Raw genomic sequence first — 18,970 nt, forward strand, 5'->3', positions numbered from 1 at the left:
CACGGGGCTCCTTTGGTCGCGCAATTGTCAGGACAATAGCACGCAACTCTGAGCACAACAAGACCAATGATGCTTGAAATTGCTCAATTGTGCTTGCTAGCATCAGCGCATGCTGACTTCAACACGGCACGCGGCGATCGTGCGCCGTCTTCACGAGACCGGGGAGGCCTCGGTGACCGATCTGGCGGAGATGCTGGGGGTCAGCACCTCGACGATCCGGCGCGATCTCAACAAGCTCAGCACCGAAGGGCGACTCAATCGAGTGCGCGGGGGCGGGAGCATCGAGGCCGATGAGGTTCCGTTCCAGCAAGTGGCGCAGACCTCGAGCGGCACCAAAGACCGCATCGCCCGTCGAGCAGCAGAGCTCGTCGTCGACGGCGACGTTGTTGTGCTCGACATCGGCACGACGACGGCTCTGGTCGCGCGCTATCTGCGCGGCAAGAAGATCACCCTCATGACGTCGAGCATCGCGGTTCTCGACGAGCTGCGCGACGACGACGGAATCGAGCTGGTGCTGGCCGGAGGAATCGTGAGGCGTTCGTATCACTCGCTCGTCGGACCGCTCGCCGAGCATGCGTTCCGACAGATTCAAGCGACGATCGGCTTCGTCGGCACGAGTGGCGTGAGAAGCGACGGCACGGTCATGGACTCGACGGGTATCGAAGTCGCCGTGAAGCACGCGATCCTCGACAGCTCGCTGCACAAAGTTCTCGTCGCCGACGAGACGAAGTTTCCCGGGATCGGCCTTCACGCGGTGTGCGGGCACGACCGGATCGACACGCTCGTCACGAGCGAAACCGCAGACGCGAGCACGCGTGCTCTCTTTGCCGATGCAGGAAGTGATGTGATCACGGTATGAAACTCACGATCATCGGCGGTGGCGGTTTTCGCGTGCCGCAGATCTTTGAGGCTGTCAGTTCCGCGGACGCGCCGACGCGCGTGGACGAGCTGTGCCTTCACGACGTCTCGACTGAGCGTCTCGCTGCGATCCGCGCTGTGCTCGAGAGCCAGGCGGATTCTGCCGCTCGGCCACCGAAGCTCACCTATACGACCAACCTCGACGACGCGGTTTCCGGCGCCGATTTCGTGTTCTCTGCCATGCGCGTCGGCGGCCTCGAAGGCCGTATCGCCGATGAGCGGGTCGCCCTCGACCTCGGCGTTCTCGGGCAGGAGACGATCGGCCCTGGCGGGCTCTCGTACGCGTTGCGGACCCTGCCTGCCGTGCGGCACCTCGCTCGCCGCATCGCCGAGCTCGCGCCCGAGGCATGGGTGATCAACTTCACAAATCCCGCAGGCATCGTCACCGAGACCATGCAGGCCGAGCTCGGTGACAGGGTCGTCGGCATCTGCGACACCCCGATCGGTCTGATGCGCCGCGCCGTTCGTGCGGTCGGTGGCGACGCAGCATCCGTCTCGTTCGACTATGTCGGCCTCAACCACCTCGGCTGGCTGCGAAGCATCACGGTCGGCGACGTCGAAAAACTACCCGACCTGCTGGCTGACGACGACGCGCTGTACGGCATTGAAGAGGCGCGGCTCATGGGCTTCGACTGGGTGCGGTCACTGGGTGCACTGCCCAACGAGTACCTCTTCTACTACTACTTTCAGGCGGAGGCCACAGCGCGCATTCGCGAGAGCGTGCAGACGCGGGGTGAGTTTCTGCTGGCCCAGCAGTCGGGTTTCTACCAGGATGCTGCCGCAGATCCCGACGCGTTCGCGAGCTGGGAGCGCACGAAGTTCGAGCGCGAAGCGAGCTACATGGCCGAGAGTCGCCCCGAGGAAGAACGCGACAACCGTGAGGCGAGCGACATTGAAGGCGGCGGGTATCAGGCTGTCGCGCTCGCGCTCATGGCGGCGTTGAGCGGAGGGGGCTCGTCGACGATGATTCTGAACGTCGCCAACCGTGGCGCGGTGCCGCAACTGAGCGACAACGCCGTCGTCGAGATTCCGTGCACCGTCGACGCCAGCGGCATCCACCCGCACCGTGTTGCCCCCGTGACCGGCGACATGATCGGACTCATGCAGCAGGTGAAGGCTGCAGAGCAGCTCACGATCGCGGCGTCAGCGCGGCGAGACCCGTCGCTTGCATGGCGCGCGATCGCGGCGCACCCGATTGTGGACTCGGTCGCGACGGCGAAGCGCCTTCTCGAGCGGTACCGAGAGGTGATTCCGGGAGTTGCGCGCGCGTTCGACTGACCGTACGGACGTGGGCCGGAGCAGCGTCGACCAACGCTCATAGAATCGCTGTATGAGAGACGTCGACGAACTGGACGAACGCCTGATCGCCGAGCTGCGCCTCAACGGCCGAGAGCCCGTAGCGACCCTTGCCCATCGCCTCGGCGTCACCCGCGCGACGATCAACAACCGCATCAACCGGCTCGTCGACGACGGCATCGTGCTCGGATTCACGGTTCGCGTTCGCGAAGACGTCAGCACCGATGTCGTGCGGGCCGTCAGCCTCATCGAGGTCGAGGGGCGCACTACGTCCGACGTGATCGACCGACTGCGCGGCTTTCCCGAGGTGCACGCTTTGCACACCACGAACGGCGGATGGGATCTCGTCGCCGACCTGCGCACTGATAGTCTCGCGTCGTTCGACCGGCTGCTCGCGCGCATTCGCGGGGTCGAAGGTGTGATCAACAGCGAGACGAGCTTGCTGCTCAGCTCTGCCCTGCGCTGATCTCAGCGGCGGGGGTCGAGGTGGATCCCGGCGAGCATACAGCGCACAGAGCCGCCTGCGAGCTCGATGGTCGGCACGTTGAGTGGCACGAGTTCGCAGCTCTTCTCGATGGTGGCGCGCTGCTGCGGCGTGAGTGCAGCGAGCGCGCGCGTCGACAGTGCAAGGACGCGGCCATCGCGACCCTGAAGCTCGATCGCGTTGCCCGCAAACTCGCGAACTTGCTCGCGGGTCAGCGCGATGACCTCGCGATCGTGAGCGCCGAGCCGATCGACGATTTGCGTGCGGCGGCGCTCGTCGGCAATGAAGTCGAGCCCGATGAGCGCAAAGTCGGTGGCGACGCACATGAGCACGTTCGAGTGGTAGATCGGGCAGCCGCTCTCGTCGACGGCGTCGAAGGCCATGGGCTCATAGCCGAAGTTCGTGCAGAAGCGCTCGAGCGCGATCGGGTCCGCGCGGTTCGACCGCACCGTGTAAGCAATGCGGCTGAGGTGATCGAGCACCATCGCGCCGGTTCCCTCGAGAAACACATCGTCGTACTCGAGCCCCGAGTAGTCGATGACGTCTTGAACTCGGTACTCGCGCTTGAGCAGCTCGATGATGTCTTCGCGACGCTCGCCGCGCCGACTGGGCGACTGCATGGGATAGATGGCGATGTGCCCGCCGGAGTGCGTCGAGAACCAGTTGTTCGGGAACACGGCGTCGGCCCGATCGTCGCGCTCATCGTCGAATAGATGCACGGTAACGCCGTGGCGCTCGAGCTCCGCGGCAGCATCCGTCACCTCATTCCACGCCGCTCGCGCGATCGTCTCGGCGTCGCGCGTCGCCGGCTTCTGAAACGTGTTGTCGGTTGCCGTCGCGGGATTCGGAGTGAAGTGGCGCGGCCGCACGAGCACCACGGCCGATGGTGCCTGAATCGACATTCGCACTGCTCTACAGGGCGGGAACCGGGGCGTCGGAGCCCTGCGTGAACCCGAAGAGGTCCTTGGGGTCGTCGGGATCGGCGACCAAGTCGATGTCGATCCAGAACGCGGAGTTGTGCGTCTGCGCGTGCAGGTAGCGCAGCACCGAGAAGTCTTCGATTGCGAATCCGACAGAGTCGAACACCGTGATCTGGTCAGACGATGTGCGCCCGGGCGTCGTTCCGGCTACGACCTGCCACAGCTCGGTCACGGGGAAGTCGCGCTCGACCTGCTGAATCTCGCCCTCGATGCGCGTCTGCTCGGGAAACTCGACGAAGACATCCGCGCGGCGCAGAATGGCAGCATCCAATTCGGTCTTGCCTGGGCAGTCGCCGCCAATCGCGTTGACGTGCACGCCCGGCTTGACCATGTCGTCGGTCAGCACCGTCGCATTCGCCTTGTCGGCTGTGCACGTCGTGATCACGTCGGCACCCGCGACGGCGTCTGCTGAGTCGGTCGCGACGTGAACGTCGAAGCCGAGAGGAGTCAGGTTGCGTACGAGCTTGGCCGAAGCGGCGGGGTCTGTGTCGAAGACGCGCAGCGAGCGGATGCCGAGCGTCTCCCGCACAGCAATCGCCTGAAACTCGGCCTGCGTGCCGGCGCCGATCATCGCCATCGTCGTCGAGTCGGGCCGCGCGAGGTGCTTGGCGGCCATGGCCGACGTCGCGGCGGTGCGCAGCGCGGTGAGTAGCGTCATCTCGGCGACGAGCAGCGGGTATCCGCTCTCGACGTCGGAGAGCACGCCGAACGCCGTCACCGTCTGCAGGCCCTTCGCCGGGTTCGACGGGTGGCCGTTGACGTACTTGAAGCTGTACAAGTGGCCGTCGCTGGTCGGCATGAGTTCGATGACGCCGATCGCTGAATGGTTGGCGACGCGCGGCGACTTGTCGAACGACTCCCAGCGGCGGTAGTCGTCAGAGACGTACTCGCTCAACTCCCCGAGAATCTTCTCAAGCCCTGTGGTCTGAATCCACCGAACCGCGTTCTGAACACCAACAAACCGAACCATTCCGTACGCGCTCCTTCTGCGTTGCCTCACCCTCCACGTTAGACACCGCAGATGTGCACCAACAAGAGAAGAGAGTGACCATTTCAGGCAGGATGCTGTACAGAATGCGCACCTCTGCTGCCCAGAACGGAAGCTCCTGGAGCGTCTGTCAGGGGAGGCGTCAGTCAGGGTGCGCCTTACCGGATGCTTCGCTTCAGGACGTCTGCGAGGCGCTCGTTGCTGCCAGAGTCCTGGCTATGAAAGCGCGCGTCGATGAATTCATCGCGCAGCTCCGTGCCGGGCCCGAGGCGCTTGGCATCCAGCACGAATCCCGCGTTCTCGGTGAGTTGAGAGAAGAAGACGAACTGTGATCGAGTATTGCCCTCGTGAAAACTGTGGATGACGTTGAGCTCGCCCCAGATTTCGGCCAGCTCAGTCGCGAACTGCTCGTGGGTGAGCCCTCGCAGAAAGTCCTTCTCGGCGAGGCGCGCGTACTGTAGCTCCGCTGCTTCGGTCAGGTGTGGTCCGGCGCCGTAGTACGCGTGGCCGTCCTTCACCATGAAGGCTCCGACGGGCCCCACGCGCTCCTGCCCTGCCCATTCGTATACATCTTGAAAGATGTATCGGTGGATTGCCTTCATGTGGTCGTAATCGAAGGCACCGTCAACGGGACGCACGGCCAGTTCCGCGAGGCGCACAGCGGCCACGGCCTCTTCCATACTCTGCAACGCCGATGCGTCCGTCTCGCCAAAGGGCTTGCCCGGCTTCGTCAACTTGTTTTTCAGAACCGATGTTCCGGGAATGTAATAGTCATCCCACGACCGAAACGGGCGAGACTTGGGCATCAGCCTTGAATGTGGCGCCGGATCAACGCAATAGCCTCGTCAGGCAGGAGTTCGTTTCGGGCGGTTCGCTCGACGATCTCGCGCAGCTGCGGGTCGGTCACCTCGTGACCAGCGAGGGCAAGCGCGGCGTCAGCGAATTCAAGGCGAGCCTTGGCCTCAGCATCCGCCTGCTGAACCGCTGCCGGTGTTCGAGCCATCCTAACCCCTTTCCTCATGCGCCATTTTACCAGCGTGGCCTTGGAAAAGAGCGATCGCCGACTCCCTGTGGAGAGCGCGGGATCAGCGGTCGACGAGCGTGATCTCGAACGAGTAGAGGTCGGGTCGATAGCAGTGGCGCCCGTGCTCGATCGCCTTGCCCGAGTTGTCGAACGCCGTACGCGACATCGTCAGCACGGGGCCGGCCTTGCCGACGTCGAGAAGCTCGGCCTCGCGCTGCGTTGCAGCTCGAGCGCCGATTGTCTGCTTCGCCACACGCATGTTCACGCCGCGCGTGCGCAGCATCTGGTACAGCCCGTACTTGGCGAGGTCGTCGATGCTGAGGTCGATGAACTCGGCGGGGAGCACGTTGTCGAGAATCGCCAGCGGCACGCCGTCTGCCGAGCGCAGCCTCGTGAGGTGCAGCACGGGGCTGCCCAGATCAACGCCGAGGAGCTCCGCGATCTCAGCATCCGCTGTTCCCCGCTCGCTCGCGAGAACGACCGTCTTGGGAGCCTGGCCAGAGCGCTCGAGATCGTCGAAGAGGCTCGTGAGCTCGACGTTGCGCGTGACGCGGCCGTGCACCACCTGCGTGCCGATGCCGCGGCGCCGCACGAGCAGTCCCTTGTCGACGAGCTCCTGGATCGCACGGCGAATGGTGGGCCGCGACAGTCCGAGCCGCTGCGCGAGGGCCACTTCGTTCTCAAGGCGCGAGCCGGCGGGGAGAACCTCCTCGCGAATCGCCTTCTCGAGGCGCTGTGCAATCTGATAGTAGAGAGGCACGGGGCCGTTGCGGTCGAGATCGACGAAGACGCTGAGCGGCAGCGTCTTCTCTTCTAGCTGCGCCACGCGGGCACCTCCATTGATATGCCTGAGTTTGTACAGACAATATATATCGCAGTCAAGGTGTCGCGCACCTCACCCGCGGGTTTGTCAGTCGGCGATCTCGAAATCGGCCTCGCCGTCGACGGGAACGACGTTGGTCACCTCAAAGCTGCGCACGTTGGCAGACGACGGTCCTGTACGAAGCCAGCGCAGCATGTCGGTGACTCGCTCTGCGTCGCCCTGCACGGCCGCTTCGACCGAGCCGTCGGAGCGATTGCGCACCCACCCGGTCACGCCGAGTCGCGCTGCTTCGCGTCGCGCTGAGAACCGAAACCCGACGCCCTGCACGATCCCGGTTACGATCACAATCTTGCGCACCATGTCTCCATTGTGGTGCTCATTGTTGTCGTTACGCGGAATGCGGGCTGTGTGTTCGCATCACGACACAGGGCCGTGAGGCATCTGCTGCTGGTTCTGCTGCTGCGGTGAGTGCTGAGGGACGTGCTGCCCGTGCGACTGCTCCCCCTGAGCGGTGTGCTCGTTCGTCTGAGGGTGTTGCTGGTTGTTGTCGACAATCCATGCGGACTGCGGCGTCGCGCCCTCTTCGCCCGCGGGAATCGGAACCGCATAGACGGCTGTTCCGTAGGCGCAGACTTCCGTCCAGGTGGTCCCAAGTTCTGACGAGTCGAAGCGCATGGCGACGATCGCGTTCGCCTGGCGCTGCTGCGCTTCGGTCACCATGCGGTTCATGACCTCGGACCGGCTCTCATACAGCATCCGTGTCATCTCGGGCAGTTCACCGCCCCCGAGCGACCGGAACCCCGCCGTGAACTGCGAGCCGATATCGCGAGCGCGCACGGTGAGACCCATCACTTCACCGAACACCGCTTCGATGCGGTACCCGGGAATGTCGTTGCTCGTGACGATGATCATGAGGCTCCTCTGCTCGGCTCTGCGCATGATGCTAGCGCTAAACTCCGCCGGTTACCCTCGAGAGGTGAACGTTCTCACCGACAGCACCACTCGCTTGCTCACGCGCGAGCAATGGGTGGAGCGTGCGCGTGAACACGAGCGGCGCTCCGACGCGTTCACGGCCGGATGGCGCGCCCGCAAGGCCAGCGGCGACAAGCATCCGATCGACGACTTTCTCTTCACGTACTACTCGTACAAGCCGAGCGTTCTGCGGCGCTGGCATCCCGGTGCCGAGGTCGAGATGGCGGATGCTGCGGGCCAGCCGCGCGCGCAATGGGCGTGGTACGCGTCGGGCACCGAGCACGGATCGCTGCGGGTCGACGCGGCGGCGTATCTCGCGGTGAAGCGCGCGGGGGTCGACGTGATCCGGCGCATTCTCGAGCGCACCGCTGCGCGGCCCGGGCAATTCAGCTGCTTCGGTCTGCACGAGTGGGCGATGGTGTACCGGCAGCGTGAGCACAGGCACGAGGTGCCGCTTCGGCTGGGGCAACAGGGCACGGATGCTGTCGTCGACAGCCACAGCATCCAGTGCACTCATTACGATGCCTTTCGGTTCTTCACGCCAGAGGCGGCGCCCCTCAACCGGCTGCGGCCGTCGCGCGAGACGCAGCCGGAGCTCGAGCAGCCGGGCTGCCTGCACGCGGGCATGGACGTATACAAGTGGGCGATCAAGCTCGGCCCGCTCGTGCCCGGCGAGGTGCTGCTCGACGCCTTCGAGCTCGCGCGCGACATCCGGTGGCTCGACATGGCGGCGTCGCCCTACGACGTGAGCGGCTGGGGCGCTGAGCCCGTCGCGATCGAGACGCCCGAGGGCAAGGCCGAGTACGTGCGGCGCCAGCGTGGGTTTGCCGAGCGGTCGAATGCGCTGCGCCGCCGGGTGATCGAAGCTCTGGATGCTGCGGAGCGCGCTGCCCTGGCAGCATCCGCCTGATCTTCTTGTCGTGTGCGTCTGCGCCGGCGACGCTTCTAAGCGGCGGCCTCGCGGTCGAATGACTCGCGAAGTGCCTCGTCCAGCGTGGGGTATTGGAACTCGAAGCCCGCCGCGGTGAGCTTCTCGGGGAGCACCCAGCGCGACTTCAGCACGAGCTCCGACTCGGTGCGCATTCCGATGGAGCCGAGCTCGAGCATCCAGCGGGGCATGGGCGGACCGAAGCGCACGCCGAGCACACGACGGACCGTCGCCATGAACTCTGCATTGTCGACGGGGTTCGGGGATGCCACGTTGACGGGTCCTTCGAGTGACGGGGTCTCTCGAATGAAGTCGATGATGCGCGCGACGTCCTCGATGTGCACCCAGCTGAACTTCTGCCGACCGCGGCGGGCGCCGCCGATGTGCGCGGTTCCTGCCTGGAGGCGTCGTCGGCTCGTGGGCCACCAGCCGTCGTACTGCGCGCCGCCGAGGCCGATGCGCGCGAGGCCCTTGAGCGGTGCGAGCACGCCGCCGTGCCCGAGGACGATCGTGCTGCGCAGGGCGACGCGGCGCGTTTGCGGAAGCTCGTCGGCGAAGAGCGCCCGTTCCCACACGGTGGCGACGTCGACGGAGAATCCCGTGCCGATCTCGCCCGTCGATTCCGTCATCGGGCGGTCTTCGGCGTGGCGGTAGATTGTGGCGGTCGAGCTGTTCACCCACAGTGGCGGGGGCGCGGTCGCTGTCGCGATCGCGTGGCTGAGTGACGCCGTGGTCTTCAAACGCGAGGCGAAGATCTCGGCGCGGTTCTCGGGCGTGTAACGACAATTGACGCTCTTGCCGGCGAGTCCGATCACGAGTGAGGCACCGTCGACGGCGGCGTCGATGCCGGCCTGGTCGCCCCAGCGCAGATCGCCCGACGACCGCGAAATGGTCACGACCTCGTGTCCTAAGTTGAAGAACCGCCGCTGCAGGTACTGCCCCATGAAGCCCTTGGCCCCGCCGATCACGATGCGCTCAGTGCTCACGTGTTCTCCCCTCTGACGCCAGCTTAGCGAGCGCGCGTCGACAGAAGGGTGGAGCAACCGCTGCCGCATGCGTAGGCTGGGCTCACCCATCACAGCGAGGTGAGAATGCCCGGCGAAGCCTTCATCTACGACGTCGTTCGCACACCGCGCGGCAAAAACCGCGGCGGCTCCTTGCACAGCGTGAAACCGCTCGACCTGGTTACAGGGCTCGTGGGAGCGCTGCGAGAGCGGCATCCGGCCCTTGACCCAGCCCGTGTCGAGGACATCGTGCTCGGCGTCGTCTCACCCGTGGGAGAGCAGGGCGCCGACATCGCGCGCACCGTCGCGCTTGCCTCCGGTCTTCCGCAGACCGTCCCCGGCGTGCAGGTGAACCGCTTCTGCGCGTCGGGCCTCGAGGCCGTGAACATCGCCGCGCAGAAGGTGGCGTCGGGATTCGAAGACCTCGTGCTCGCCGGCGGCGTCGAGTCGATGTCGCGCGTTCCGCTCGGCAGAGACGGCGGTGCGATCGGGCACGACCCCGCAACGGCATGGGACACCGGCTTCGTGCCGCAGGGCATCGGCGCCGACCTCATCGCCACGATCGAGGGCTTCACCCGGAGACACGTCGACGAATTCGCCGCGGAGTCGCAGCGCCGAGCAGAGCAGGCGTGGGCAGACGGGCGTTACGACAACGCCGTTGTGCCCGTCACAGACATCAACGGCAGGATGCTGCTCGCCACAGACGAGCATCGGCGCGCCGGAACGACAGCCGACGCGCTCGCCGCCCTTCCAGCATCCTTCGCCCACACGGGTGAGGCCGGCTTCGACGATGTCGCCCTCTCGCGCTACCCTGAGGTGCCGCGCATCGATCACGTTCACACGGCGGGCAACTCGTCGGGAATCGTCGACGGAGCCGCGCTCGCCGTCATCGGCAGTCGTGAAACGGGAGCGCAACTCAGCCTGACGCCCCGCGCGCGCATCGTGCAGACCGCTGTTGTCGGCAGTGACCCGACGATCATGCTCACGGGGCCGGGCCCGGCAACACGCAAAGCGCTCGCGAAGGCCGGGCTGACAGCATCCGACATCGATTTGTTCGAAGTGAACGAGGCGTTCGCGTCCGTCGTGCTGCGCTGGATGCGCGAGTTGGATGTGCTGCACGACACGGTGAACGTCAACGGCGGCGCCATCGCCATGGGGCACCCGCTCGGCGCTACCGGCGCGATGCTCGTTGCGACGCTGCTCGACGAGCTGGAGCGACGTGACCTGAGCCGGGGCCTCGTGACGCTGTGCGTCGGCTCGGGCATGGGGATCGCCACGATCATCGAGCGAGTCTGACACCGAGCCCGAACGGAGACCATCATGACAGCGACACCAGCATCGAGCGCCGTCGTCACCCGAACGGATGCTGACGGCATCGCGACGCTGACCCTCGATGATCCCTCGTCGCCGGTCAACGTGATGAACGAGGCCTACGTCGAGAGCATGCGCGCCGCCGTCGATGCGCTCGAGACAGACCGCGAGAGCCTGCGCGGCGTGATCGTCACGTCGGGTAAGCGATCGTTCTGCGCGGGCGGCGATCTTGCGCTGCTGCGACGTGCCGACCCCGAGCGTGCCGCAGAGGAGACGGCGCGGCTTGATGGGATCAAGACGGATCTGCGTCGACTCGAGACGCTAGGGCTGCCGGTCGTCGCTGTCCTGAACGGCTCGGCTCTGGGCGGAGGTCTGGAACTCGCGCTCGCGTGCCACTACCGCATCGCCGTCGATGAACCGCGTCTGCGCGTTGGGCTGCCCGAGGTCGGCCTTGGTCTGTTGCCGGGTGCCGGCGGCACCGTGCGGCTCACGCGCATGCTCGGAATCGAGGCCGCTCTGAAGCTGATTCTGCCGGCCGAGACCGTGGATGCTGCAGCCGCGCTCGACCTCGGCATTATCGACGAGATTGCCGCCGACGTGGCTGCGGCGACAGCATCCGCCCTCGCCTGGATCGACGCGAACCCCGCACCTGTGAAGCCGTGGGATGAGCGAGGGTTCGAGGTTCCCGGGGGCAACGGTAGCGACCCGCGGCTCGCGAACACGCTACCCGGGTGGATCGCCGCCGCGCATGCCGAGGCGGGCGACCTGCCTGCGCCGCGCGCGGCGATGGCGGCGGTGGTCGAGGGGTCGCTCGTCGACGCCGAGACCGCATCGCAGATTGAAACGCGGTATTTCGTGCACGTCTCGCACACCGCGGAGGCGCGCAATCTCATCGACGCGTTCTTCGATCGGCAGCGTGTGTCAGACGAGACCGAGGACGCTCGGGCTGACGTGAGCGCCGTTGTCGACGAGTCTGTGCTCGCAGAGGCGATCGCTGCAGTGCGGGCGGGTGCCGACCCCGAGGTCGTCGACCGGGCCGCGCGCTGCGCCGGGTGGAGTGGCGGCGTGCTGAAGCGCGTTGACCAGAGGGCTCTTCAGCCGAGCGAGAGCGAGTGGATCGAGGCTCCGTTTGCCGATCTCGTTGACCGGATGCTGTTCGCGCCGGCGCTCGCGGCGGCCCGCGTTCAGGCAGCAGAAGCTCTCGGCGACGCGGAGGTCAACGTCGCATCGATCGACGCGGGCTTTCCGGCGGCGACCGGTGGAGCGGCGAGGTTCCGCCACACGTACCCGGGTGGTGCGGAGGGCTTTGCCGCGCGGGCGACGGTGCTTGCGGCATCCTATGGTCCGCGTTTTGCGCCGCTGCCGAGTGCGACCTGACGCCGCTGCGCCAGGTCGTAGTGCACCAATGAGCCGTAGCGGCGCAATCGGGTGCCAATTTTTCCCATTAACCGAGCTCCGCTGATGGCAAAAGTTGGCCCCCGACTCTTCGAGCGGGCATCCCTGCGTGCGCAAGGGCCTCGGGTCAGTTCGCCGCTTGCCCGGCTGGCCAGTTCTTCAGCTCCAAAGTCAGCTGCTCGAAGTACTCGGGAGGGCCCGCTTCGGCGAACCAGAGCCAAAGCTCCGCGGCGTGGATGGCGGACCATGCGCGCACGCCAGCCATGTCTGCACCGTACGCCTCGACCATGAGCGCGAACGCCCGGGGATCCTTCCGCGAGGCTGCCCAAGCTGCGCGCGAGAGCTCCCGCAGCGGATCGCCCACGTGCGCGGACTCCCAGTCGACAACAGCAGTGACGGCTCCGTCGATTGCCAAGATATTCGCATCACTCCAGTCCCCATGGCAGAAGGACGAGCCTGCAGAAGGTGGGATCGACAATGGCAGCGGAGGGCCTCCCGCGTCGCGATACCGGCGAATGATCGCTGCGTCGTTCGGTGCCCTGGGCAAATCTCTGGGTGGCGTGATCGCGTGAAGCCGACGCAGCAGCCGCGCCGACGCTCGCAGACCATTGAGGCGAACCTGTGGTGCCACACTGTCTAATCGTTCGCCGGGCATGAGACTCATGAGGATTGAGCCGGGCTCGACCTCGACCAGCTCGGGGACCGGCGGATCACACGATGCAAGGGCGCGAAGGGCCAGCACCTCGGTGTCGTGACGGAGCGGGTCGATCATGCGCTTCTCGACGAGAGCGCGCCCGTAATGCTCGACGACACGTACGCTGCCGACCGCCCCCTGCCTCATTGTTTCACCCTGGCCCGAATCCCGGACGATCGTGCATCTGCCGCGCGCCGGGGCTACGCGACCTCTGGGCGCTTCTGCTGAAAGGGCTCCGCCGCCTCGTCGTCGCCATTCCACACCGAGATGATGCCCCAGGCGACAGCCGTGATCGGCACCGCAAGTACAGCGCCGATGATTCCGCCGAGGATGGTTCCGGCAGTCAATGCCAGCAAGATCACGAGGGCGTGGAGCTTGAGCGAGCGGCCCATCACGACCGGCTGCAGGAAGTTACCCTCGAGCTGGTTCACGAGCACGACGATGCCGACGACGATCACCGCGGCGAGCGGACCGTTGGTGACCAGCGCGACCAGCGCGGCGAGAATACCCGCCGCCGTCGCACCGACAATGGGAATGAACGCCGTCAGGAACACGATCACGGCGAGCGGCACAGCGAGGGGAACCTGCAGAATCGCCAGACCGATCCCGATTCCCAGAGCATCCGCTGCTGCCACGATTGAGGTGCCGCGCGCATAGTCGCCCAGCGTTTGCACCGTCTTGTTGCCGATGCGGCGTGCGCGCTTGTACTGATCGCCGACGAACGGCCGCAGCACGAACTCCCAGAGCGCGGGGCCGTCTTTCAAGAAGAAGAACAGCACAACCATCATGAGCACGAGACCCGTGAAGAAGTTGGCCGTCGCCGACACTCCGGCGAGTGCTCCCGAGCCGAACTGCGCGCTCGTGACGAAGTCAACGGCTGAGTCGCGCAGGTTCTCGATCTGCGACTGATCGATGGAGAACGGCAAGTGCTCAAGGTAGCTCTGCAGCTGGTTGATGCCGTTGTTCGCCGACTCGATCAGCTCGTCCCACTGCGTGCGCACGGCCCACACGATCAGCCACACCACGCCGGTGACGATCAGCAGCGATCCGAGAAGCGCAATGAGCGTCCCGAGCAAACTGGGTACGCCCTTTCGCCGCATGAACGACATGAGCGGGTTGAACGCCGATGCGAAGATGAGCGCGAGCACCACGGGAATGAGCACGAGGCTCAGTTGCATCAAACCGTAGATCGCGACGGCGACGACGGCCAGCACAGCGATAATCTGCACGCAGCGCGTGGCCATGCGACCGAAGCCGTCGGTCCAGAGTGTGCGCACGGGCGGCGTCGTCGGTTCAGACGATCGCGAGAACAGCCCCATGGGCGCTACTTGAGCTTCTTCGCGAGCTGCTTGTCGATCTTCTTCGCGCGCTTGCGGGCTTCTTTCAGCGCGGGAGTCGACCATGCCTTGACGCGCTTCTTCGCGTCATCGAATTCGCCGCGCTCACTGCGCACCCCGAGGCTGAAGAAGATTGCCCCGACGACGACGGCACCTACGAGTGTTTTGAACTTCATCTCGACCTCCCCAACGAGCATATTCCTGTCACGCTATGCAACATCGTAAGCCTGAGCGAATGGTGGATGCGCTCGCGCAGCCCGCGGTGCCGCGGCAGACCAGAACCTCAAACACGGTTCCCGACGGGCGCGCGATCGCCGTCAGGCAGGCTGCCGCGTGACGCTCGCCGTGCGCAGGCACACCTCGTCCCACGGAGTCGGCTCGATGCCGAAGTGTTCGCGGGCCGCGCGGTCGTCGAGAACATATGGCCGCGTCCACTCGTACCGCAGCTGCCTGACCTCGCGCAGGAACGGCGAGAAGACCGACGCGGCTGTGAGCACGGACTGAGGGATGCCGCGTACCGGAACCCGCGCGATGCCCGCCGCATCGAACACGTCGTTCAGCGTCTCGCGCTGCGTGCGGGGTGCGTTGCTCGGCACATGCCATATGCGGCCGTGGCTCGTCTCGTCGAGCGCGGCGGCCACGAGCGTGCGAGCGACGTCGCGCACGTCGGTGAACGTGTGCGGCAGGTCGGGGCTGCCGAAGACCCACGCCGTCTTGCCGCCGCGCGCACCGGGAACCTGCCGGGTGATGTAGCCGTTGTCGCCGACGCCCGAACCGACATAATCGGAACCGCGAACTTCGACCGCGCGCACTCGTGCGGCATCGTGTGCAGCTTTGGCATCTGCCCACAGCCTGGCGCGCAGCACGCCCTTGTGGTCGGTGGCGGCGTCCGGAAGCCCCTCCCGCATCGGGCCGTCGACAGGGCCATAGGGGTACAGCGTGCCCGTAATGGCGTAGACGGCACCGCTGCGTTCGGCGGCCTCGAGAAGTGCCGCCGAGAGCGGCGGCCACACCTGGTCCCAGACGGTGTAGTTGCCCGGATTCGCGCAGTTGTACAAGGCAGCAGCACCGGATGCTGTGCGAGACAGCGCGTCGGCATCGGTCGCGTCGAGCGCGAGGTGCGTGACGCCGGGGATGCCCGTGCTTCTGCCGCTGCGCGTGGCGACGACGACCTCGTTGCCGTTCTCGACGAGGTGCTCGGCGACATGGCGGCCGACCGGACCGGCGCCGACGATGACGTGGTGGTTGTTCATGAAGAAGTCCTTTCGAAAACGAGAGCGGTGCTCTCGAAAGCATCCTGACACCACAAATCATGAAAAGCAAGAGCGCTGCTCTCTATTGTTGCCGGTGCTCTTGTTTTGCGGCAGAGTGGAGGTGTGAGCACTTCTGAGAACAGCGACGATTCCGTGCCGCCCCGCCCAAGAACGGCGCGACAGCGAGCACGCGAGCAGATCACCGCCGAGATTCTCGCGGCAGCGCGGGCACGGCTGCGCGACGAGGGGCCCGCGCAGTTGTCGCTTCGCGCGGTCGCACGCGACGTGGGCATGGTGTCGTCGGCGGTGTACCGCTACGTCGCGAGCCGCGACGAGCTGCTCACGGCGCTGCTGACCGAGGCGTACAACGAACTCGGAGCCGTCGCCGAAGAAGCGGATGCCGCGGTGAGCGATCGCTCCGACTCGGCGGCGCGGTGGATGACGGTGTGCCGTGCGATACGGCGCTGGGCGCTGCAGCATCCGCATGATTACGCGCTTCTGTACGGCACGCCGGTGCCGGGCTATGCGGCGCCCAGTGCGACGATCGAGCCGGCGACGCGCACAGTCCGCGTGCTGATCGGCATTGTCGCGGACGCGTACCGGGACGACCCAACGCGCGCACCGGCCGCGCCTGCTGTCGAGGGTGCTCCGGGTTCTGTCGGGTCAGCCGTTGAGAGCGCCCGCGCGTTTCTTGAGAACACGGGCGCCGGCGTCGTCGCGGCGCCCGGCAGTGACGCGCTGGCGCGTCTGCTCATGGCGTGGTCGTCGATCTTCGGCACGCTGTCGTTCGAGCTCTTCGGGCACTTCGTCGGATCGGTCGACGACGCCGACGCGTACTTCGACGCCGCGATGCATCGACTGGCGCTCGACCTCGGTCTCGCGTAGGGCGGTGCCCCTGTCGTGAGTCGCCCACGCACGACGGAACGTCACGAAGCCGCGACGAACGCCTCACGCGCGTGTGAAACCATTGACGGGTGCTTCACGACCTTGAGACCGACCGCCTCACGCTGCGCTCGTGGACGCCGCAAGACGCCGGCTTCGTGTTCGACATGTACTCGCGGCCCGACGTGCGCCGCTACATCGGGCAGGGGCACGTCATGCAAGAGCGCGACGAGGCGGTCAAGCTTCTCGAGCGCTGGAGCGAGCTGCAGCATCCGGTCCATCACATCTGGGCGGTCGAGCGCACCGCCGACGAGCAGCTGCTCGGGGCTCTGCTGCTCAAGTCGATCCCCGCGTCGGGCACGGGCGACGCGCCTTCGGGCGACACCGAGATCGGGTGGCATTTTCACCCAGATGCCTGGGGCAGCGGCTACGCGAGCGAGGCAGCGCGGCGCGTTCTCGATCACGCGTGGGCGGCGGGTCTCGAGCGTGTCGTCGCCGTGACGAACCCCGAGAACGTCGCCTCGATGGCGGTGTGCCGGCGAATCGGCATGACCCACCGCGGGCAGAGCGACGCGTACTACGACACGGTGTGCGAGCTGTTCGACGTGTGGCGTACCTGAGGCGCGGCGGCAGCGGCATCGATCGAGACGTCGGCGAGACAACGGCCCTCCGTTGTGGCACTCTGAGAGCAGCTCACGACGAGGAGGTCGCATGAGGCGGTTCACCGAGAAGACGGCGCTGGTCACGGGCGGCGCTCACGGCATTGGGTTTGCCTGCGCGCGGCGGCTTGCCGCAGAGGGCGCAACGGTGGCTATCGCAGACGTCGACATGGATGCTGCCGCAGACGCAGCATCCGCGGTCAACGACGTCACGCACGAGCACAGTGCCTTCGCTGTCGCGTGCGACGTGACGCAGCGAGATTCGGTCGAGCAAGCGGTAGCGGCGGTGGTCGAGCGGTGTAGCCGGCTCGATGTGCTTGTGAGCAACGTCGGCATCGCCAGCGCTGTGCGATTCGCCGACACCGACGATGCTGAGTGGAACCGGCAGCTCGACCCGACACTGACCGGATCGATGCGTGTCATCCGTGCCGCACTGCCACACCTGCTCGAGGCACCGGGCGGCGGAGCGGTGGTGGCGACAGCATCCGTCAACGGGCTCATCGCGTGCGGCGGCGTCGCGTACTCGGCGGCGAAGGCCGGTGTGATCAACGCCATAAAGAATCTCGCGGCCGAGTTCGGGGCCAACGCTCGCGGAACTGTCGGCGCCGACAGAGGCTGGGTTCGGTTCAACGCCGTCGCGCCCGGTACGACCGAGACGCGGGCGTGGACCGATCGAGGCGCCGAGGGCGAGCGCGAGATGCGCGAGTTCGCGGCGCTCACGGCGATGGGCCGGCCGGGGTTGCCCGACGAGATCGCCGCCGCTGTGGCGTTCTTGGCATCGAGCGATGCCTCGTGGATCACGGGTGTCGCGCTTCCCGTCGACGGCGGACTCACGGTCGGGCCGCTCGCGCAGGTTCTCGCGCACGACGCGTGAGCTGCGCGTCGCCGTTCAGATAATCGGAAGTACGCCTTGATGCGCCGCGTGTCGCCCCGCCGCGCACGGCGTGTCCGGGCAGGAATCCGACTATCCGACTGTGACTCAGAACGTGAGCGACTCCTCGTCGTTCACCGACAACGACAGCACAGCCGTCTCGATGCCCTCGTGCGACTCGAGCTCGCGCTCGAGACGACGCAGCTCGATCGCCACGTCGTTCTCATCGTCGTTGCCGACCATGTCGACCTCGGCCACGAGGAACAGCCGTCCGGGTCCCACGTACTCCAGGTGTAGGTACGTCACGCGCTCGATGTCTGAGTGCGCGAGCAGCTGCTGCCCCACTTCGGCCCGAACTCTCGGCGACGACTCCGCACCGACGAGGAACTTTCGATTGCGGTCGATGAGTACGAGAGCGACGACGCCGAGCAGCACGCCGATCGCGATCGATCCGATGGCGTCCCAAATGGCGTTGCCGGTGATCTGGTGCAGAAAAATACCTGAGGCGGCCAAGAGGATGCCGATGAGGGCCGCCGAGTCTTCGGCGAAGACCGCGCGCAACGTGGTGTCTGAGCCGCTGAGCACGAGGCGAACAGGCGACACCCTCAATTTTCGCGAACGACGCCGCACCTGAATGGTCGCCTGCGTGAACGAGACGCCCTCGAGAACGAATGCGGCGCCGAGCACAATGTAGGCGATGCTGGGCGACTCGACGGGCCCGGGGTGTGACAGCTGCTGCACACCGTGCATGACCGACACCACGGCGCCGGCGGTGAAGATGCCGAAGGCCGCGATGAGCGACCACACGTATGCCTCGCGGCCGTATCCGAGCGGATGCCGCTCGTCTTTCGGCTTTGCCGAGCGCTTGTCGGCGACGATGAGGAACACCTCATTGCCAGCATCCGCCCATGAATGGGCAGCCTCTGCGAGCATCGACGCCGAGCCCGTGAGTGCTGCGGCGACGGATTTTGCGATGGCGACAAGCACGTTGGCGGTGAACGCGATAATGACGGTCATGCCTCTCCCTTCGATTCGTCACACTACGCTCGGCGCAACATTGCGCGTCACCCCTTGACGGCGTGACGATGCCGAGCGACCTCGTCGGGCGCAGCCCGGCGGTCGCGCGCGTCAGCAAGGCGAGAGGCTGGGCG

Annotated in this window: 22 protein-coding genes; 9 read left to right on the forward strand and 13 right to left on the reverse strand. The window is 66.1% G+C overall.

Features of this window, described 5'->3' with window-relative positions:
* Nucleotides 1–109 precede the first annotated feature (109 nt).
* Genes ATJ78_RS03220 through ATJ78_RS03230 form a run of 3 tightly spaced genes read left to right on the forward strand, consistent with a single transcriptional unit; the run spans nt 110 to nt 2,680 of the window.
* On the forward strand, nt 110–859 hold the full coding sequence (locus ATJ78_RS03220) for a DeoR/GlpR family DNA-binding transcription regulator (RefSeq protein WP_098406283.1): 750 nt from the start codon (nt 110–112) through the stop codon (nt 857–859).
* Nucleotides 856–2,196 carry a family 4 glycosyl hydrolase gene (locus tag ATJ78_RS03225; protein WP_098406284.1) on the forward strand — a complete coding sequence of 447 codons (1,341 nt, stop codon included), beginning with the start codon at nt 856–858 and terminating at the stop codon, nt 2,194–2,196. The genes ATJ78_RS03220 and ATJ78_RS03225 overlap by 4 nt, the downstream gene beginning before the upstream one ends.
* A gap of 52 nt (nt 2,197–2,248) precedes the next feature.
* The gene (locus ATJ78_RS03230; protein ID WP_098406285.1) at nt 2,249–2,680 is read left to right on the forward strand and encodes an Lrp/AsnC family transcriptional regulator; all 432 of its coding nucleotides are present in this window, start codon (nt 2,249–2,251) and stop codon (nt 2,678–2,680) included.
* A 2-nt stretch (nt 2,681–2,682) separates the two neighbouring features.
* On the opposite strand, the gene ctlX is transcribed toward ATJ78_RS03230, so the two are convergent.
* The 7 genes from ctlX to ATJ78_RS03265 form a co-directional block, all read right to left on the reverse strand.
* Nucleotides 2,683–3,600, reverse strand: coding sequence for a citrulline utilization hydrolase CtlX (ctlX, locus tag ATJ78_RS03235; protein ID WP_098406286.1), 918 nt, complete (start codon nt 3,598–3,600; stop codon nt 2,683–2,685).
* Between the two features lie 10 nt (nt 3,601–3,610).
* Complete coding sequence (gene ocd, locus ATJ78_RS03240) at nt 3,611–4,648, reverse strand: ornithine cyclodeaminase (protein ID WP_098406287.1); 1,038 nt, start codon at nt 4,646–4,648, stop codon at nt 3,611–3,613.
* A gap of 176 nt (nt 4,649–4,824) precedes the next feature.
* Entirely contained in the window at nt 4,825–5,472 is a 648-nt protein-coding gene (locus tag ATJ78_RS03245; RefSeq protein WP_098406288.1) for a Fic/DOC family protein, read from the reverse strand.
* Complete coding sequence (locus ATJ78_RS03250) at nt 5,472–5,669, reverse strand: hypothetical protein (RefSeq protein ID WP_098406289.1); 198 nt, start codon at nt 5,667–5,669, stop codon at nt 5,472–5,474. Before ATJ78_RS03250 ends, ATJ78_RS03245 begins: the two co-directional genes overlap by 1 nt.
* A gap of 82 nt (nt 5,670–5,751) precedes the next feature.
* Nucleotides 5,752–6,516: a GntR family transcriptional regulator gene (locus tag ATJ78_RS03255; RefSeq protein ID WP_098406290.1), complete on the reverse strand. Its 765-nt coding sequence runs from the start codon at nt 6,514–6,516 to the stop codon at nt 5,752–5,754.
* Between the two features lie 84 nt (nt 6,517–6,600).
* The gene (locus ATJ78_RS03260; RefSeq protein ID WP_098406291.1) at nt 6,601–6,873 is read right to left on the reverse strand and encodes an acylphosphatase; all 273 of its coding nucleotides are present in this window, start codon (nt 6,871–6,873) and stop codon (nt 6,601–6,603) included.
* A 57-nt stretch (nt 6,874–6,930) separates the two neighbouring features.
* Nucleotides 6,931–7,425 (reverse strand): YbjQ family protein, encoded by a 495-nt coding sequence (locus ATJ78_RS03265; protein ID WP_098406292.1) that lies wholly within the window; start codon nt 7,423–7,425, stop codon nt 6,931–6,933.
* A gap of 25 nt (nt 7,426–7,450) precedes the next feature.
* Here ATJ78_RS03265 and ATJ78_RS03270 point away from each other — a divergent pair, with 25 nt between their 5' ends.
* A complete protein-coding gene (locus tag ATJ78_RS03270; RefSeq protein WP_434061482.1) occupies nt 7,451–8,395 on the forward strand; it encodes a 3-methyladenine DNA glycosylase in 945 nt (314 codons plus the stop codon).
* Between the two features lie 35 nt (nt 8,396–8,430).
* Here ATJ78_RS03270 and ATJ78_RS03275 read toward each other — a convergent pair whose 3' ends face one another.
* A complete protein-coding gene (locus ATJ78_RS03275) occupies nt 8,431–9,399 on the reverse strand; it encodes an epimerase (RefSeq protein ID WP_245836187.1) in 969 nt (322 codons plus the stop codon).
* Nucleotides 9,400–9,504: 105 nt separating this feature from the next.
* On the opposite strand from ATJ78_RS03275, the gene ATJ78_RS03280 reads away from it, so the two are divergent.
* Nucleotides 9,505–10,713, forward strand: a complete 1,209-nt coding sequence (locus ATJ78_RS03280; RefSeq protein ID WP_098406293.1) for an acetyl-CoA C-acetyltransferase — start codon at nt 9,505–9,507, stop codon at nt 10,711–10,713.
* A 24-nt stretch (nt 10,714–10,737) separates the two neighbouring features.
* Entirely contained in the window at nt 10,738–12,105 is a 1,368-nt protein-coding gene (locus ATJ78_RS03285; RefSeq protein ID WP_098406294.1) for an enoyl-CoA hydratase/isomerase family protein, read from the forward strand.
* 145 nt (nt 12,106–12,250) lie between these two features.
* Here ATJ78_RS03285 and ATJ78_RS03290 read toward each other — a convergent pair whose 3' ends face one another.
* From ATJ78_RS03290 to ATJ78_RS03305, 4 genes are all read right to left on the reverse strand, one after another.
* A complete protein-coding gene (locus ATJ78_RS03290) occupies nt 12,251–12,964 on the reverse strand; it encodes a phosphotransferase family protein (protein WP_098406295.1) in 714 nt (237 codons plus the stop codon).
* A 53-nt stretch (nt 12,965–13,017) separates the two neighbouring features.
* Complete coding sequence (locus ATJ78_RS03295) at nt 13,018–14,136, reverse strand: AI-2E family transporter (protein ID WP_098406296.1); 1,119 nt, start codon at nt 14,134–14,136, stop codon at nt 13,018–13,020.
* Between the two features lie 5 nt (nt 14,137–14,141).
* A complete protein-coding gene (locus tag ATJ78_RS03300) occupies nt 14,142–14,330 on the reverse strand; it encodes a hypothetical protein (protein ID WP_143741365.1) in 189 nt (62 codons plus the stop codon).
* A gap of 141 nt (nt 14,331–14,471) precedes the next feature.
* Entirely contained in the window at nt 14,472–15,407 is a 936-nt protein-coding gene (locus ATJ78_RS03305; protein WP_098406298.1) for an NAD-dependent epimerase/dehydratase family protein, read from the reverse strand.
* Between the two features lie 123 nt (nt 15,408–15,530).
* Here ATJ78_RS03305 and ATJ78_RS03310 point away from each other — a divergent pair, with 123 nt between their 5' ends.
* The 3 genes from ATJ78_RS03310 (at nt 15,531) to ATJ78_RS03320 (ending at nt 17,822) form a co-directional block, all read left to right on the forward strand.
* Nucleotides 15,531–16,292 carry a TetR/AcrR family transcriptional regulator gene (locus ATJ78_RS03310; protein WP_245836188.1) on the forward strand — a complete coding sequence of 254 codons (762 nt, stop codon included), beginning with the start codon at nt 15,531–15,533 and terminating at the stop codon, nt 16,290–16,292.
* Between the two features lie 89 nt (nt 16,293–16,381).
* The gene (locus tag ATJ78_RS03315; protein WP_245836189.1) at nt 16,382–16,909 is read left to right on the forward strand and encodes a GNAT family N-acetyltransferase; all 528 of its coding nucleotides are present in this window, start codon (nt 16,382–16,384) and stop codon (nt 16,907–16,909) included.
* Nucleotides 16,910–17,000: 91 nt separating this feature from the next.
* Entirely contained in the window at nt 17,001–17,822 is an 822-nt protein-coding gene (locus tag ATJ78_RS03320; RefSeq protein WP_098406299.1) for an SDR family NAD(P)-dependent oxidoreductase, read from the forward strand.
* A gap of 105 nt (nt 17,823–17,927) precedes the next feature.
* On the opposite strand, the gene ATJ78_RS03325 is transcribed toward ATJ78_RS03320, so the two are convergent.
* Complete coding sequence (locus ATJ78_RS03325; RefSeq protein WP_098406300.1) at nt 17,928–18,836, reverse strand: cation diffusion facilitator family transporter; 909 nt, start codon at nt 18,834–18,836, stop codon at nt 17,928–17,930.
* Between the last annotated feature and the right edge of the window lie 134 nt (nt 18,837–18,970).

The organism is Paramicrobacterium agarici, from assembly GCF_002563955.1.
Lineage (GTDB): Bacteria > Actinomycetota > Actinomycetes > Actinomycetales > Microbacteriaceae > Paramicrobacterium > Paramicrobacterium agarici.

Bases quoted from the DNA above. Each gene is read 5' to 3' on its own strand.
- ATJ78_RS03245 (WP_098406288.1), bottom strand. From the start codon at position 5,472: ATGCCCAAGTCTCGCCCGTTTCGGTCGTGGGATGACTATTACATTCCC.
- ATJ78_RS03325 (WP_098406300.1), bottom strand. From the start codon at position 18,836: ATGACCGTCATTATCGCGTTCACCGCCAACGTGCTTGTCGCCATCGCA.
- ATJ78_RS03270 (WP_434061482.1), top strand. From the start codon at position 7,451: ATGATGCTAGCGCTAAACTCCGCCGGTTACCCTCGAGAGGTGAACGTT.
- ocd (WP_098406287.1), bottom strand. From the start codon at position 4,648: ATGGTTCGGTTTGTTGGTGTTCAGAACGCGGTTCGGTGGATTCAGACC.
- ATJ78_RS03320 (WP_098406299.1), top strand. From the start codon at position 17,001: ATGAGGCGGTTCACCGAGAAGACGGCGCTGGTCACGGGCGGCGCTCAC.
- ATJ78_RS03300 (WP_143741365.1), bottom strand. From the start codon at position 14,330: ATGAAGTTCAAAACACTCGTAGGTGCCGTCGTCGTCGGGGCAATCTTC.
- ATJ78_RS03260 (WP_098406291.1), bottom strand. From the start codon at position 6,873: ATGGTGCGCAAGATTGTGATCGTAACCGGGATCGTGCAGGGCGTCGGG.
- ATJ78_RS03290 (WP_098406295.1), bottom strand. From the start codon at position 12,964: ATGAGGCAGGGGGCGGTCGGCAGCGTACGTGTCGTCGAGCATTACGGG.
- ATJ78_RS03225 (WP_098406284.1), top strand. From the start codon at position 856: ATGAAACTCACGATCATCGGCGGTGGCGGTTTTCGCGTGCCGCAGATC.
- ctlX (WP_098406286.1), bottom strand. From the start codon at position 3,600: ATGTCGATTCAGGCACCATCGGCCGTGGTGCTCGTGCGGCCGCGCCAC.
- ATJ78_RS03265 (WP_098406292.1), bottom strand. From the start codon at position 7,425: ATGATCATCGTCACGAGCAACGACATTCCCGGGTACCGCATCGAAGCG.
- ATJ78_RS03295 (WP_098406296.1), bottom strand. From the start codon at position 14,136: ATGGGGCTGTTCTCGCGATCGTCTGAACCGACGACGCCGCCCGTGCGC.
- ATJ78_RS03285 (WP_098406294.1), top strand. From the start codon at position 10,738: ATGACAGCGACACCAGCATCGAGCGCCGTCGTCACCCGAACGGATGCT.
- ATJ78_RS03250 (WP_098406289.1), bottom strand. From the start codon at position 5,669: ATGGCTCGAACACCGGCAGCGGTTCAGCAGGCGGATGCTGAGGCCAAG.
- ATJ78_RS03305 (WP_098406298.1), bottom strand. From the start codon at position 15,407: ATGAACAACCACCACGTCATCGTCGGCGCCGGTCCGGTCGGCCGCCAT.
- ATJ78_RS03220 (WP_098406283.1), top strand. From the start codon at position 110: ATGCTGACTTCAACACGGCACGCGGCGATCGTGCGCCGTCTTCACGAG.
- ATJ78_RS03280 (WP_098406293.1), top strand. From the start codon at position 9,505: ATGCCCGGCGAAGCCTTCATCTACGACGTCGTTCGCACACCGCGCGGC.
- ATJ78_RS03230 (WP_098406285.1), top strand. From the start codon at position 2,249: ATGAGAGACGTCGACGAACTGGACGAACGCCTGATCGCCGAGCTGCGC.